Source organism: Mesorhizobium sp. INR15 (assembly GCF_015500075.1).
GTDB lineage: Bacteria > Pseudomonadota > Alphaproteobacteria > Rhizobiales > Rhizobiaceae > Mesorhizobium.
In genome coordinates, this window is the sequence record NZ_CP045497.1 from 65,588 (window position 1) to 79,504 (window position 13,917).

The window sequence follows — 13,917 nt, forward strand, 5'->3', positions numbered from 1 at the left end:
GTTCGCCACGGATGGGAACCTTCCTCCCTGTGTCGTGCTCGTCGGGAGCCAATCCTCGCTAGGCGCATCCAATGGTTTCGAGCCTGGAACTGGAGAGACCGATGGACCTGCATTCGCAAATTCTGGACGGCACCGAAGACGGCGTGTCGGCCTCCGCCCAGGGAAATTCAGCGGGAAACGGCATGCCCAGGGCAGTCGGCCGCGTCCGCCCGACGCGCTTCGATGCAGAGGCTGCGGTCAGGACGCTGATCTCATGGGCCGGCGACGATCCGGCCCGGTCCGGGCTTATCGATACTCCTGCGCGTGTCGTACGTGCCTATGAAGAGTGGTTTGCCGGCTATCGGCAAATCCCGCGATGCTGCTCGAACGGACGTTCGATGAGATCGGCGGCTATGACCAGGCGGTCGAACTGCACGACATAGCGTTTCATTCTTTCTGCGAACACCACATGGCGGCAATCCACGGCAAGGCGTACATCGCTTACATGCCCGTCAACCGCGTAGTGGGTATCTCCAAATTGGCAAGGGTTGTCGAGGCTTGTGCCCATCGCCTGCAGATACAGGAGCGGCTCACGGATGACATCGCTCGCGCCATCGAGGATGCCCTGCAGCCGGGTGGAGTGGCCGTCGTGCTTGTTGCCGAGCATGGCTGCATGACATCGCGCGGCGTCCACGCGCACGGCACCCGCATGGTCACCAAACGCATGCTCGGCATTTTCGACACGAACGTCGATCTGAGGCGCGAATTCCTGTCGTCGATTCCGGTGTGACGAATTTTCGGGAACCCTTGTTGTCGAGACCCATCTATTGAAGGGCAAGGAGAATGCTCATGTCGTACGTTCGAGGAGACGCGACCGAAATCATCGCTGCCTCTGGCGACCTGGAATTGGCACAGCGCGCCATGGCGCGCGACGGCGCTGCCTTCCGCACCATCATCAAGACGCATAACCAGCGGCTTTACCGCATCGCGCGCGGCGTGGTGCGCAATGACAGCGAGGCCGAGGATATCGTCCAGGAGGCCTATATCAGGGCCTTTGCTAATCTCGAGAGTTTTCGCGGCGATGCCTCGCTCGGCACATGGCTGTCGCGCATCGTCATCAACGAAGCGCTCGGCCGGTTGCGCAAAAGACGGCGAACGGTGGCGATGCCCGAGAACCCGCAGGCCGAGATTATCCAGTTTCCCCTCAACCCCAGCGACGATCCGGAGCGGACGATGGCGCAACGGCAGATTCTGGCCCTTGTCGAACGGGCGACCGACAGCCTTCCAGATCTCTACCGGATGGTGTTCGTGGCGCGGGTGATCGAGGGCCTGAGCATTGAAGAGACTTCAGAACTACTCGGCGTGCGGCCCGAAACGGTCAAGACCCGCCTGCATCGCGCCCGCGCCCTGCTGCGCAAAGCGCTGGACGACCAAATCGGGCCGGTACTGCTCGATGCCTTTCCCTTCGCCGGCCGGCGCTGCGAACGGCTGACCGCCGCCGTGATGCGGCGGCTCGGCCTGGAAGGCTAACCCTCGTCGAATTCAGCTGATTTTGGCGGGAACGTTTGCCGCTACCCAGCATCCAATGACCGTCAACTGAGAACAATGCCCGATGCGATTTGAGTTTCGGGCGAAGGAGATGCCATGCTTATCCGACATACCGCTGCCCTGGCCGCCATGCTTGGCACTGCCCCGCTCGCGCAAGCCGCCGACAAACCAACCGACCCGCAGATCGCCCACATCGCCTATACAGCCGGCGTGATCGATGTCGAGGCGGCCAAGCAAGCGCTCAAGAAGTCGAAGAACCAGGAGGTGCTCGCCTTCGCCAAGGACATGGTTCGCGACCATGAGGCGGTGAATGTGCAGGCGCTCGACCTGGTCAAAAAACTCAAGGTGATGCCGGAAGACAACGCCACCAGCAAGGCGCTCACCAAAGCCGCTGCGGAGGAGCGGGCCAAGCTCGCCAAGCTCAAGGGGGCGGCCTTCGACAAGGCTTACGTCGACAACGAGGTCGCCTATCACAAGCAGGTCGACGACGCGCTCGAAACGTTGCTCATCCCTTCAGCCAGCAATGCCGAGTTGAAGAGCCTGCTGGAAACCGGCCTGAAGATATTCCAGGGCCATGAGCAGCATGCCGAACATGTTGCCGGCATGCTGAAATGAGAACAGCGCTGATGGTGCCGAAATGGCATCTGTGGATTGCACTGGCGCTGACAATCGTTGCTGCGCCGGTGAAGGCCGAAACCATCCAGGTTACCATCGAAAAGTTGGTGTTCTCGCCAGCGACGGTCGATGCGAAGGTTGGCGACACGGTCGTGTGGGTGAACAAGGACATGTTTGCCCACACCGCCACCGTCAAGGGCGACTGGGAGGTGATGATCCCGCCGAAGAAGTCCGCAAGCCTGACATTGAAGGCTGCGGGACCAGTCGACTATTTCTGCCGTTTCCACCCCAACATGAAGGGCCACATCGCGGTGGCGCCGTAGCTGTCAATCTGGAGCGTGAGATCGCGGCAGGCGCCGCGATCCGCAATTTGAGAAGTGCGTCGTGCCCAGGGAGGTTGCATAAGCAAGAACGCGCTTGTCTTTGCAAGCGGCGGCAGCTTCGGTGCCATTCAGGTTGCATGCCGCGCGCGCTCGGACACCTGCCGCGCAGGCGCAGCACGCCTGGTGTTACATGACGGATCCATCGCGATTGCCACTACGGTTCGCAGACAGCAAGTTGGTCTGCCAACTGATCTGCCGCTAAGTCCAGTCCAATAGTGATAAAATTCTAAGGAACGGCTCTCTGTTGTGACGTTTCCAATAACGACCAAGTTCTTAAGGCCTAGATACTGTCGGATCTGGATTTCGGGACAGGCAAGGCGGTTCGGCTTGTGGTCATGGCGCGACGATTTCATTGTGATGCGGTGCTATGCGACGGGAGGACACTCACCGAGCGCGCTGGCGCCTTTGGCGAACCGCGCGCCTCGATTACATCGTCCATCATCTCGCCTTGCCTTTGGCGGTCGGCCAGCGGCCTTCTTGCGGGTCGTGCGGAGGCGAGGCACTCCGCGCTTCGGCGCGCTGCTCGATCTGCTCGCCTATCACACCCATATCCTGTCCATGAACGGCGACAGCTATCGGCTGATAGCAATCCGCCGGCCGATGCTACGTTCAATGCGGTGGAGCAGAACCTGGCCGCCGGCCGGACAGGCAACAACCAGAAAGCCCTTGGGTCAGTTAGGAACCATCTAATCCAAACCGTCGCGTCACCCTGTGCTCGAATGGCCTGCTTTTACTTCGACCAAATGGCTTGGATTCCGAACGCCGTCGACAATTACTCTTCGGTCAAGAGGAAAAACGGATGGTTCCTGCTGGCGTTACGTCGTAGCCGCTGAGTTCCGCCGCGCGAATTGCCATGTCGCCCCGGGCGAAGAAGCCGAGCAATGCCTGCATTGAAGGCTGGAAATAGATGCGCTGGCGCATCACCAGATCGAACTCTTCCCACAGCAGCGGCACGAAATCGATACCGGGAGCGCGGGCGGCCGAGCGGGTTGCGATACCGCAATCCGCTCGGCCGGCGCGGATCGCGGCGGCAAGGTCGGGCCCTGTCAGGCAAGGTGGCTCCAGCCGGTTCAGGTGCGCCGGGCTCGCGCCGGCCCGCGCCAGCAGCATCTCAAGCAGCATTTGCGCCCCCGCCCCCTTCTGTCTTACGGCCATCCTTGCGTTACCTCTTAGGGCCCGGACCCATAAAGGTGTTGGCATCGCTTGTGGTTTGTGATTCACGGATTCTGAAAGGGAGACGTGATGAATCGGGACCATTTCTGGCTGACAGAAGAGCAGTTTCGCCGCATTGAACCTCATTTGCCGACCGACACGCGCGGCAAGGAACGGGTCGACGACCGGCGCGTGATCAGCGGCATTGTTCATGTGCTGAAGTCTGGCGGGCGCTGGGTCGATGCGCCGCCGGACTACGGGCCGCGCAAAACGCTCTACAATCGGTATGTCCGCTGGGCCGCCAAAGGCGTGTGGAGCGATCTCTTTCACGCGCTTGCCAGTGCCGGCGGTCCGCCCGAGCAGGTTCTGATAGACTCTTCCGCCGTGAAGGCGCATCGCTCAGCTTCGGGCGGTAAAGGGGGGAGCAAAATCAGGCCATCGGGCGCTCGCGGGGCGGCCGCACGACCAAAATCCATGCCCTGACCGACCGCTATTGTCGCCCGATTGCCTTCATGCTCACCGGCGGCCAGGTCGCTGATTGCACGGCGGGAGGCGAGCTTCTGAAACATCTGCCGGACACCCGCATCCTACATGCCGACAAGGGTTATGATTCCGATGCGATCCGCCGCCAGATCGAGGCCCGCGGCACGATGCCGAACATTCCACCAAAGGCCAACCGGCGCTGGAAAAACTGCTTCTCGCCCGTACTCTACCGCGACCGAAATGCCATCGAACGCATGTTCTGCCGCCTCAAGGACTTCCGCAGGATCGCTACACGATACGACCGCCTTGCCGTCAACTTCCTCGCCGCAATCTGCATCGCAGCGACCGTCAGCTATTGGTTATGAGTCCGGACCCTAGCACTACTTTGGCACTTTAGGTTCGACGGCGTCGGCGAGGAGTTTCTCACAGTGGGGGCATCGCCTGGGTGGCGGCCGTGCGAAGAGGTCGAGGATGGCTTGCCTGATGGCCGGCATGCTCGGTTGTGGCGGCGGTCCTCCGACTCTTTTTTTTCCGGCCCGCTGCTTTGAGGCGGCGGGCTTGGAGGAAGGCGTAGGCGATCATGGTCATCAGGGCGTGTCGGTGTAACCCGGTCCAGGATCTGCCTTCGAAGTGGTCGAGGCCGAGTTCCTCCTTGAGCTGCTGATGCGCCTGCTCACAGACCCATCTGGCTTTGATCGTGGCAGCGAGCATCTTGAGGCTCGCATCGGCCGGCAGGTTCGACACATAGTATTTTTGCTCGCCAGTCGACCGGCGCTCGCCGACGAGCCAGACCTCGTCGCCCGGCATGCACTGCATACGATTATCGAGCATGCGGTGCTTATGGCCATCCGCAACGCGGACACGGCGGGCCGCGAAGAGACATGTCAGCCGACCCTTGGTGCCTCGCCGCCAGCTGACCCTTTGCCATTTCCCTGCGGCCAACAACGCTTCAGCACAGACCGGGGGCTGATCAGGGATGTGGTATTTGCGGGGCTTTCCAGTCTTCGCGACGGGGAAAATCAGGGCAACGTCGGCGGGATAGACGTTCTGGCGTCGCGACAGACCCACCGCCCACAGCAGACCGCGCTTGCTCAAAGCCTGTCGGAAAGGCCCACTGGAGCCGTACCCTGAATCGGCAAGCACACAGCCGAAACGCGCACCGGAGGCGATGACGCGGTCGATCTCCTCGATCGCAATCTCCGGCTTTGTCAGAGCCGTCTGTCTATCCTTCGGCACATGGGCCCGCGCCATGCGCTCAGGATCATCCGTCCAGCTCTCGGGCAGGAATAGCCGCAGGCCCACCATCACCGGCACCTCGCGCGAGGCCAGCGTTACCGAGACCAGCGATTGACAATTGGCCGTCTTCCCAAGCGACGAGGCATATTGTGGCGCGACGCCAACCGAGTGACGTCCCTTCTTGGGCAACGCCGTGTCATCGATGACAAGAAAGCCAGCCTCATCGCCAACCAGGCCATCTGCCTCCTTCAGCAGGGCAGCCTCGAGTGGAGCACTGTCCCAAACTCCGGCAGCGACGAAATGATGAAGCTGATCGTAGCCGACCTCGCCAGTGCGCGCCGCCATCGGCTGAACGCTCTTGCGATCTCCTGGACCAATCAACCCAGCGATATAGGCCGGACACATCCGTGCCCTCGTCTTGTGCCGTAGCGCCGCGATAAACGGCCCGAGCCAGCGATCCAGATCGGCTTGCCAGTCCACCTCCATTGATCGGCCCTCCATAAGCCGACCTCCCATGAATCACGCAAACCCCCTCTTGGGAATCACAAAAACTCACCCGTTGCTAAAAAATGCCAAAGTAGTGCTAGAATGTCGGCAACGCAGTGCAGCCCCTTTGGATTGCCGGGTGCGAGGAGGAGACCCTGTTCGCGACGGGCAACCGCCACCACGACTGCGTCATGTAGACGCGGCGTGGACCGCATCGCCGTCACATTCGCCAGTTCCCCATTCTCTTGCGAGGAATGAAAGTGGATGGCGGCAGCCGCTACCTCGCCCCGCAGCAAACGCGCGACGCCTTTTTCGTTCCCTTCGCTGAGCGAGGCCAAGCCTGATCCAGAGCGGCGCAGGCACCATTCGAGCAGATCGTCTTGGCTGCCGCCGATGATCGGTGGCGGGCTTGGCGGGACCATCCCTTTTGGATGCGCCAGGCCGGAAAGCACCCACCGGTCGAGTTCATGGCGCGGGAATAGCCATTTGCCGGTTACCTTGGTGCATGGGATCGCATTGTCGGCAACGAGCTCATAAAGCTTGCGTTCGCCCAGGCGCAGATAATCCGCAGCTTCGGAGGTGGTGAGAAGGTCCATCACCTGCATTATCATGCATATTCCTGTTCAGGTTCAATTGTTTGACAGAACGGGAATCATTGCAGACAAAACCCGACTGGAGACAAGAGAATGTTCGACGGTTCGAGCGCCTGGCAGCTGATCCTTAGCGGCGACGCGGCGCTCTACGCGATCGTCTGGCTGTCGCTGGTCGTCAGCCTGTCGGCGGTTGCCATCGCCACGGTGATCGGGCTGCCGCTCGGCGCGCTGCTGGCCCTGACGCGATTTCGCGGCCGCGCCGCGCTGATCGTGCTTCTCAACGGGTTCATGGGACTGCCGCCGGTGGTCGTCGGCCTTACGGTGTTTCTTCTGCTGTCGCGGTCAGGACCGCTCGGCGTTTTCGGGATATTGTTTACGCCGCTGGCCATGGTGATCGCGCAGGCCTTGCTGGTTGTGCCGATCATCGCGGCGCTGACGCGCCAGACAATCGAGGATCTCTGGCTCGAATATCGTGACGAGCTGACAGCCATGAATGTCGGCCCGGGGGGGCGCATGGCAACGCTTTTATGGGACAGCCGTTTCAGTCTCATCACGGCGCTTCTGGCCGGATTCGGCCGTGCCGCAGCCGAAGTCGGCACGGTGATGATCGTCGGCGGCAATATCGACGGGTTCACCCGCACGATGACCACGACGATCGCGCTCGAGACGTCCAAGGGCAACCTGCCGCTCGCCATGGGGCTGGGCCTGATCCTGATAGCGCTCATCCTCATGATCAACGCAGCCGCCTGGGGCGTGCGCGTCTGGTCGGAGCAGCGAGCGGGCTAAAATGCGGGACCTGTCAAGCGATCTTCCTGTCAGGTTCGAAGGTGTTTCACTGCATGCCGGCAAAACCCCCCTCCTGGATTGTGTTAGCCTGTTGATCTCGCCGGGTGCCCCGACGCTCGTCGTGGGCCCGAACGGCTCCGGCAAGACCTCCCTGCTTAGGCTTTGCATGGGGCTTGTCACACCCTCCGCCGGCAAGGTCAGCTGGGGCGGGCGCCATTCGCTGGGCCCGTCGCGCCTGGCCATGCTGTTCCAGCGGCCGGTGATGCTACGCCGTTCGGTCGCCGACAATGTCATCTATGGTCTTCGCAAGTTCGGTATGCCGCGCAAATTGCGCACTGCGCGCATGGAGGATGCGCTCGCCCGCGTTGGTTTGCTGGAGCTCGCCAGCCGTCCCGCCAGGCGCCTTTCGGGTGGCGAACAGCAGCGCGTCGCGCTTGCCCGCGCTCTCGTGCGGGAGCCGGAGCTTCTGCTGCTTGACGAACCGACCGCAAATCTTGATCCAGCCGCCACCCGTGCGGTGGAGGCGATCATCCTGATGGCGGCGCAGTCGGGCATAAAGATCGTCATGGCCTCGCATGATCTGGGCCAGGTGCGACGGTTGGCCGCCGATGTGATGTTTCTTGTTCGCGGCCGCCTTTGCGAGCGCACCAGCGCCGCTGATTTCTTCGATCGTCCATCAACCGGCGAGGCAAAAGCATTCGTTCGCGGCGATCTGGTCATCTAATGCACAGGAGCTTCCATTGTTGAACCGTCGTATCTTTTCCGCATTCGCCGCTGCCCTATTGCTCGCGGCGAGCGGTGTCGCTGCTGTCGCACAGGACAAATCGATCGTGGTCGCATCGACCACATCCACTCAGGATTCCGGCCTGTTTGGCTACCTTCTGCCGCTGTTCAAGAACAAGACGGGCATCGATGTGAAGGTGATCGCGCAGGGTACCGGGCAGGCGCTCGACACGGCACGACGCGGCGATGCTGACGTCGTCTTCGTGCATGCCAAAGCGCAGGAATTGAAATTTCTCGAAGAGGGCTTTGGCGTGAAGCGCTACGACGTGATGTACAATGATTTCGTGCTGATCGGCCCCAAGAGCGATCCGGCCGGCGTCAAGGGGTCCAAGGACGTCACCGCCGCCTTCGACGCGATCCGCGCCAAGCAGGCTCCGTTCGTTTCGCGCGGGGACAACTCCGGCACGCATATCGCCGAATTGAAGCTCTGGAAGGAAGCCGGCATCGAAATCGACAAGGCAAAGGGCGAGTGGTACCGCGATATCGGCCAGGGCATGGGCGCGGCGCTGAACACGGCCGGCGCCATGAATGCCTATGTCCTTTCCGACCGCGGCACATGGCTTTCTTTCAAGAACCGCGACGATCTGGAAATCGTGGTCGAGGGGGATAAGCGGCTGTTCAACCAATATGGCGTCATGCTGGTCAATCCGAAGAAATTTGCGACGGTAAAGTCGGATCTCGGCCAGAGCTTCATCGACTATCTCGTTTCCGAGGAAGGGCAAAAGGCAATCGCCGGATACAAGATTGACGGTCAGCAGCTGTTCTTCCCCAACGCCAAACACGACCCGTCTTGATCGGATCACCCCGCGAATAGCTGCATCGAGGCGGGAGGACCATTGCAACCGCCTCGATGCCGGTTGCAATCCGGGTCGCACATGGCCAATCATTGGGCATGAGCAGAACCCAGCCTTCGAACGGCGTGCTGACCAGCCTCGAAGCGGCGCTCGCCGAACTGCTCGACGGCTTGGTCGCGGTCGCTCCTATATCAGTGCCGCTTGAGCAGGCGCGCGGTCGCATCGCCGTTGAGACGACAACGCTTGTTCATCCGCTGCCTGAGCGCAACAGGGCCGCCATCGATGGCTGGGCGCTGCGTTCGCTCGATATTGCCGGTGCCTCGCCCTATTCGCCAGTTCCTTTGATGAACGCCCCGGCGTGGGTCGAGGCCGGTGAAGCGCTTGCCGATGGCTGCGACTGCGTCTTGAAAGCCGATCTGGTCGAGTTGATAGGCCCAATCGCACAAGCCTTTACGGATGCGATTCCCGGCGAGGGCATCCGTCGAGCCGGAGAGGATATTGCCGCCGGCCGACCTGTCGTCATCGCCGGCCGCCAACTGTGCGCCGCTGATCTTCTGGCCGCTCGCGCCGCTGGGGCCAAGACGGTTGCCGTTCGTTCGCCAAATGTCCGCCTGATCGACGTGGCGGCGACCGATGGCAGTTCGCTGACGGCCGAGTTCATCACCGAACTGATGAAAGCCGCGGGCGCATGCGTTTCGGTCGAGATGGCCGCGCGCGACGCCCGATCCATCACCGAGACACTGAGCGTCCACCAATGCGACATGGTCGTCACCGTCGGCGGTACCGGCTTCGGTCGTTTCGATGCCACCGCCGAGGCCTTGTCGTTACGCGGTGCATTGATCGCACACGGCATTGCCCTTCGACCAGGCTGCACCGCGGCAATCGGAAAACTGGGAGCCGTTGCGATCATAGCGCTGCCCGGCGCGCCCGATCAGGCCTTCGCAGTCTATCACGCGCTGGTGCAGCCGATACTCGATCGTCTGACTGGCCTCACAGCTAGGCCCACCACCGCGCGGCCGCTGACGCGCAAGATATCCTCGGCTGTCGGTATTGCCGAGATCGTGCTGGTCCGACAGGAGCAATCCGGCTGGCTGCCGATTGGCGTCGGCGACCTGTCGCTGGACCATCTTCGTATGGCCGATGCCTGGCTTCTCATTGCGGGCGACAGCGAAGGCCATGCCGCGGGAATGCCGGTCGAAGCCTTTCTGCTGCGCATGAACTGAGATAGGTTCGCCAGCATGACCAGATCTCTTGAGACACAAGCTTCGCGCCCGAACCAAGGGGTTGGTCAAGATCAGTTCCTGACCATCTTGTCGCGCGAGGAAGCGATGGCCCGATTTGAAGCGGCGCTGTTTCCGCGCGACCTGCTCCAGGAAGAGTGCATGCTGGCCGACGCGCTAGGCCTGGCGCTCGCACGCGATATCGTGGCGCCTGTCGACGCGCCGCCGTTCGACCGGTCAAATGTCGATGGCTTTGCCGTGCGATCCGCGGACGTCGCGCCCGCGTCGGAAGCAGTCATCGTGCGCCTATCGTTGAATAAGGAAATCATCGCCTGCGGCGTGGCACCCGCGGAGAGCGTGGAGGTTGGTACCGCAACCTCAATCGCGACCGGTGGGCCGCTGCCGCGCGGCGCGGATGCTGTCGTGATGGTTGAACATACCCAGCCTGCGGGAGATGAGGCCATCGAGATTCGGCGCAGTGCTTCGCCTGGCCAATTCGTGTCTTACGCCGGATCGGACATCGCTTGCGGCGAGGTCTTGCTACGCACGGGGACACAGGTCGGCTCGCGGGAAATCGGCATGCTGGCCACTTGCGGCATTTCGCGCGTCACTGTTGCACACAAGCTTCGCGTTGCGGTCCTGTCGACCGGTGACGAACTCGTCCAGCCCGGCGAGCCTTTGCGCCCCGCCTCCGTCTACGACGCCAACGGCGCGGTCATCAGTGCGGCAATCGCGGAAAACGGTGGGGAACCCCTGTTTTTCGGCGCGATTGCGGACGACGAAGCTCGGCTCGAAAGGGCCATGCGTGATGCGCTTGAAGCTTCCGATATGCTGATCTTGTCTGGCGGCACTTCGAAAGGGGCTGGCGATCTCAGCCATCGCATCATCTCCCGCCTCGGTAAGCCGGGTATCATTGCGCATGGCGTAGCGCTGAAACCAGGCAAGCCGCTTTGCCTTGCAGTCTGCGACAACAAGCCCGTCGTTATCCTGCCAGGCTTCCCGACGTCGGCGATGTTTACCTTTCACGACATGATCGTCCCGGTGCTGCGTCGCATGGCCGGCCTGCCACCGAGAGCCGAGACGCAGGTGACGGCCAAAATTCCGCTGCGCATCAGTTCAGAGCTCGGTCGCACCGAATTCGTCATGGTTTCACTTGTCGAGGGGGAAAATGGCCTGGTCGCCTATCCGACGGGCAAAGGCTCAGGCGCGGTCACCTCATTTGCGCAGGCAGACGGGTTCGTGCGCATTGAAGCGCTGGCCGACCACATGCCTGCCGGCTCGTCGGTCGAGGTAACGTTATTTACACCGCATGTGCGGGTGCCTGATCTCGTCATCATAGGCAGTCATTGTACCGGGCTCGACTCGGTGTTGGCGCCGCTCGCGCGCGGGGGGCTGTCCGCCCGATCGCTTGCCGTCGGAAGTCTTGGCGGACTGGCGGCGGCTCGGCGCGGCGAATGCGACCTGGCGCCGATCCATCTGCTCGACGAAAAGACCCAGACCTACAACGCGACGTTTCTGAGCGAGGGGCTCGAACTCGTGCCCGGCTGGCGGCGCATGCAGGGCGTCATCTATCGGCCGGGCGATACGCGCTTCGAGGGCAAGTCCGTCGAAAATGCGCTTGCTGCGGCCCTTGCCGATCCGACCTGCCTGATGGTCAACCGCAATCAAGGTGCCGGGACCCGCATTCTGATCGACAATTTGCTCGGTCCTGCGCGCCCGGACGGTTACTGGAACCAGCCGCGCTCGCACAATGCCGTCGCGGCAGCGGTGGTGCAAAAGCGCGCCGATTGGGGCATCACTATCGAGCCCGTCGCCCGCGCTGCTGGCCTCGGTTTCATTGCGCTGACCGAAGAGCACTATGATTTTGTATTGGTCTCGACGCGCAAGTCGCGGCCTGCCGTGCAGGCATTCCTGGCCGCGTTGCAGTCACCCGCAGGCCGCGTTGCGATCGAAGAGGCGGGTTTCCGCCCGGCCTGAATCAACCAGCGCCAGTCGCTCTGCCTCGGAAAGATTTTGGTGCGTATTGGCGTTGAAAAGGGATCGACCAGCTTTATTGGCCACGTCACGGTGGCGACCTGATAGCGCTCCAAAGATCGATCTTGCGCAGGTCCTCGTCGACCAGCGCGTGGGCAACACAAGAACATTCAATGCACACTCACTGAACAAAACGAAGCTCGTTCACCCTCTGCCCCCATTGCGGAATCGGTTGGCCTAATCGTCAACCAGATCCGCCAGCATCTCAGCTTCGGCTATATCCTCCGGCGTATTCGCATTGAAGAACGGGTCTAAGGGCTCAATCGGCCAAGACACTTTGGCGAGCCGATACCGTTCGGTCCAGCGGTCGATTTTCCGTACGTCTTCTTCGACGAGCGCATACCGCAGTTCATGGCGTAACGCGACACTCCACAAACCGACCACAGGATGTGCCTGGTCGCCCGACACCGCTACCGCGAGTTGGGCGTTCTGCTCGACACGCGCACCCTGCAGCCGATGGACAAGGTCGCGCGGCAGAAACGGGCAATCCCCGGGAATGCTGATAATCCATTCTGCGTCGGCCCTGTTGGCGGCCACCCAGTCGAGTGCCGCAAGCACTCCCGCAAGAGGCCCGGGATATTCCGCCACTGTGTCGGGAATGACCGTCAATCCGAACGCGGCGAAGCGTTCGGGATCACCATTGGCGTTCAGGATCAGACTGTCGCACTGGGGTGCGAGCCGCTCGATCACGCGGCTGAGGATGGTGCGTCCGCCGATCTCACGCATCGGTTTGTCGCCGCCACCCAGGCGGCGCGCCAGACCGCCTGCGAGAACGACGCCGACAGTTGGGATGGTGTCACTCGTCATTGTCGCCGCCCTTGCGCCTGTGCCGCGAGGGCTCTTCGTCAACCAGCTCAAGATCCTGGTCGAACACGATCCTCTTTTCGCCGGAAAGCGCGGTGAACCGTTTGCCCCGCGCCCGTCCGACCAAGGTCAAGCCGACCTCCCGTGCAAGCGCCACTCCCCAGGCGGTGAAACCGGACCGCGAGACGAGTATGGGGATGCCCATGCGCACCGTCTTGATGGTCATTTCGGAAGTGAGTCGACCAGTAGTGTAGAGGATCTTGTCTGCCGGATCGACGTCGTTGCGGTACATCCAGCCAGCGATCTTGTCGACCGCGTTATGACGGCCGACATCCTCCATGTAACAGATTGGGGTTCCTTCCCTGCAAAGCACGCAGCCGTGGATCGCGCCGGCCTCAAGGTAAAGCGAGGGCGTGGTGTTGATGCTACGGGTCATCTGATAGAGCCAGGAGGTCCGCAGTTCAGCTGCGGGCAGGTCAATTTCTTCGAGCGCTTCCATGAGATCGCCAAAGGCCGTGCCTTGCGCGCAGCCAGAGGTCAGCGTTCTCTTTTTCAGCTTCTGCTCGTAATTGGTGTTACGCTCGGTGCGCACGACAACGACCTGAAGGTCATCATCGTAGTCGACCTCCGTGACAACGTCGTCGGGCTTGAGCATGTTCTGGTTGAGCAGGTAGCCGAGAGCCAGATATTCGGGATAGTCGTTGATCGTCATCATGGTGACGATTTCCTGTGCATTGAGATAAAGCGTAAGCGCCCTCTCGGCAGGAACATTGATTTCGACAACCGCGCCAGTGTGATCGATGCCGCTCACCCTCTCGGTAAGGCGCGGCGCGGCCGGATCCGGCATAACGACAGCCAATTTGGGACTCACTTTGACAGGATGCATTGTGTTCTCGCAATCATTGGCGAACGGGCTGCGTGCTGAGGTCAAACTGAAAATGCTCGCCCGCTGGTCTCTGATGATATAGGCCGACCCTCGGAATGCTGCTCAATTTTTTGCGCTGGTAGAACAGTACAGTTG

At 61.6% G+C, this 13,917-nt stretch carries 12 protein-coding genes and 3 pseudogenes; 10 read left to right on the top strand and 5 right to left on the bottom strand.

Annotated features, from left to right (window positions below; translation table 11 throughout):
* The first annotated feature begins 182 nt into the window (after positions 1–182).
* The 4 genes and pseudogenes from folE (at position 183) to GA829_RS32650 (ending at position 2,465) form a co-directional block, all read left to right on the top strand.
* Positions 183–769 (top strand): annotated as a pseudogene (gene folE / locus GA829_RS32635) (GTP cyclohydrolase I).
* A 59-nt stretch (positions 770–828) separates the two neighbouring features.
* A complete protein-coding gene (locus GA829_RS32640; RefSeq protein WP_195179969.1) occupies positions 829–1,509 on the top strand; it encodes an RNA polymerase sigma factor in 681 nt (226 codons plus the stop codon).
* Positions 1,510–1,623: 114 nt separating this feature from the next.
* Positions 1,624–2,142, top strand: a complete 519-nt coding sequence (locus GA829_RS32645) for a DUF4142 domain-containing protein (RefSeq protein ID WP_195179970.1) — start codon at positions 1,624–1,626, stop codon at positions 2,140–2,142.
* On the top strand, positions 2,139–2,465 hold the full coding sequence (locus GA829_RS32650) for a cupredoxin domain-containing protein (RefSeq protein WP_195179971.1): 327 nt from the start codon (positions 2,139–2,141) through the stop codon (positions 2,463–2,465). Before GA829_RS32645 ends, GA829_RS32650 begins: the two co-directional genes overlap by 4 nt.
* An 843-nt stretch (positions 2,466–3,308) precedes the next feature.
* Here the strand turns inward: GA829_RS32650 and GA829_RS32655 are convergent.
* Positions 3,309–3,689, bottom strand: a pseudogene (locus tag GA829_RS32655) (substrate-binding domain-containing protein); the annotation flags it as partial.
* A 78-nt stretch (positions 3,690–3,767) separates the two neighbouring features.
* Between GA829_RS32655 and GA829_RS32660 the strand changes: the two are divergent.
* Positions 3,768–4,525 (top strand): IS5 family transposase gene (locus tag GA829_RS32660; protein WP_195179940.1). Its coding sequence is split into 2 segments (ribosomal slippage): positions 3,768–4,107 and positions 4,107–4,525, totalling 759 coding nucleotides; the frame shifts between segments, so codons are not numbered across the junction.
* Positions 4,526–4,583: 58 nt separating this feature from the next.
* Here GA829_RS32660 and GA829_RS32665 read toward each other — a convergent pair.
* Entirely contained in the window at positions 4,584–5,897 is a 1,314-nt protein-coding gene (locus GA829_RS32665; RefSeq protein ID WP_374940380.1) for an IS701 family transposase, read from the bottom strand.
* 77 nt (positions 5,898–5,974) lie between these two features.
* A pseudogene (locus GA829_RS32670) lies at positions 5,975–6,478 on the bottom strand (helix-turn-helix domain-containing protein); the annotation flags it as partial.
* Positions 6,479–6,568: 90 nt separating this feature from the next.
* Between GA829_RS32670 and GA829_RS32675 the strand changes: the two are divergent.
* The 5 genes from GA829_RS32675 (at position 6,569) to GA829_RS32695 (ending at position 12,035) form a co-directional block, all read left to right on the top strand.
* Entirely contained in the window at positions 6,569–7,261 is a 693-nt protein-coding gene (locus tag GA829_RS32675; RefSeq protein ID WP_195179973.1) for an ABC transporter permease, read from the top strand.
* A 1-nt stretch (position 7,262) separates the two neighbouring features.
* Positions 7,263–7,985 (top strand): ATP-binding cassette domain-containing protein, encoded by a 723-nt coding sequence (locus GA829_RS32680; protein WP_195179974.1) that lies wholly within the window; start codon positions 7,263–7,265, stop codon positions 7,983–7,985.
* A gap of 19 nt (positions 7,986–8,004) precedes the next feature.
* On the top strand, positions 8,005–8,838 hold the full coding sequence (locus GA829_RS32685; protein WP_374940442.1) for an ABC transporter substrate-binding protein: 834 nt from the start codon (positions 8,005–8,007) through the stop codon (positions 8,836–8,838).
* A gap of 98 nt (positions 8,839–8,936) precedes the next feature.
* Entirely contained in the window at positions 8,937–10,061 is a 1,125-nt protein-coding gene (locus GA829_RS32690; protein ID WP_195179976.1) for a molybdopterin-binding protein, read from the top strand.
* Positions 10,062–10,076: 15 nt separating this feature from the next.
* Positions 10,077–12,035, top strand: a complete 1,959-nt coding sequence (locus tag GA829_RS32695; RefSeq protein WP_195179977.1) for a molybdopterin biosynthesis protein — start codon at positions 10,077–10,079, stop codon at positions 12,033–12,035.
* 234 nt (positions 12,036–12,269) lie between these two features.
* Here GA829_RS32695 and mobA read toward each other — a convergent pair whose 3' ends face one another.
* Together mobA and GA829_RS32705 are read right to left on the bottom strand one after the other, a co-directional pair.
* Positions 12,270–12,899 (bottom strand): molybdenum cofactor guanylyltransferase MobA, encoded by a 630-nt coding sequence (mobA, locus tag GA829_RS32700; RefSeq protein WP_195179978.1) that lies wholly within the window; start codon positions 12,897–12,899, stop codon positions 12,270–12,272.
* On the bottom strand, positions 12,889–13,782 hold the full coding sequence (locus tag GA829_RS32705; protein WP_195179979.1) for a formate dehydrogenase accessory sulfurtransferase FdhD: 894 nt from the start codon (positions 13,780–13,782) through the stop codon (positions 12,889–12,891). Before GA829_RS32705 ends, mobA begins: the two co-directional genes overlap by 11 nt.
* Between the last annotated feature and the right edge of the window lie 135 nt (positions 13,783–13,917).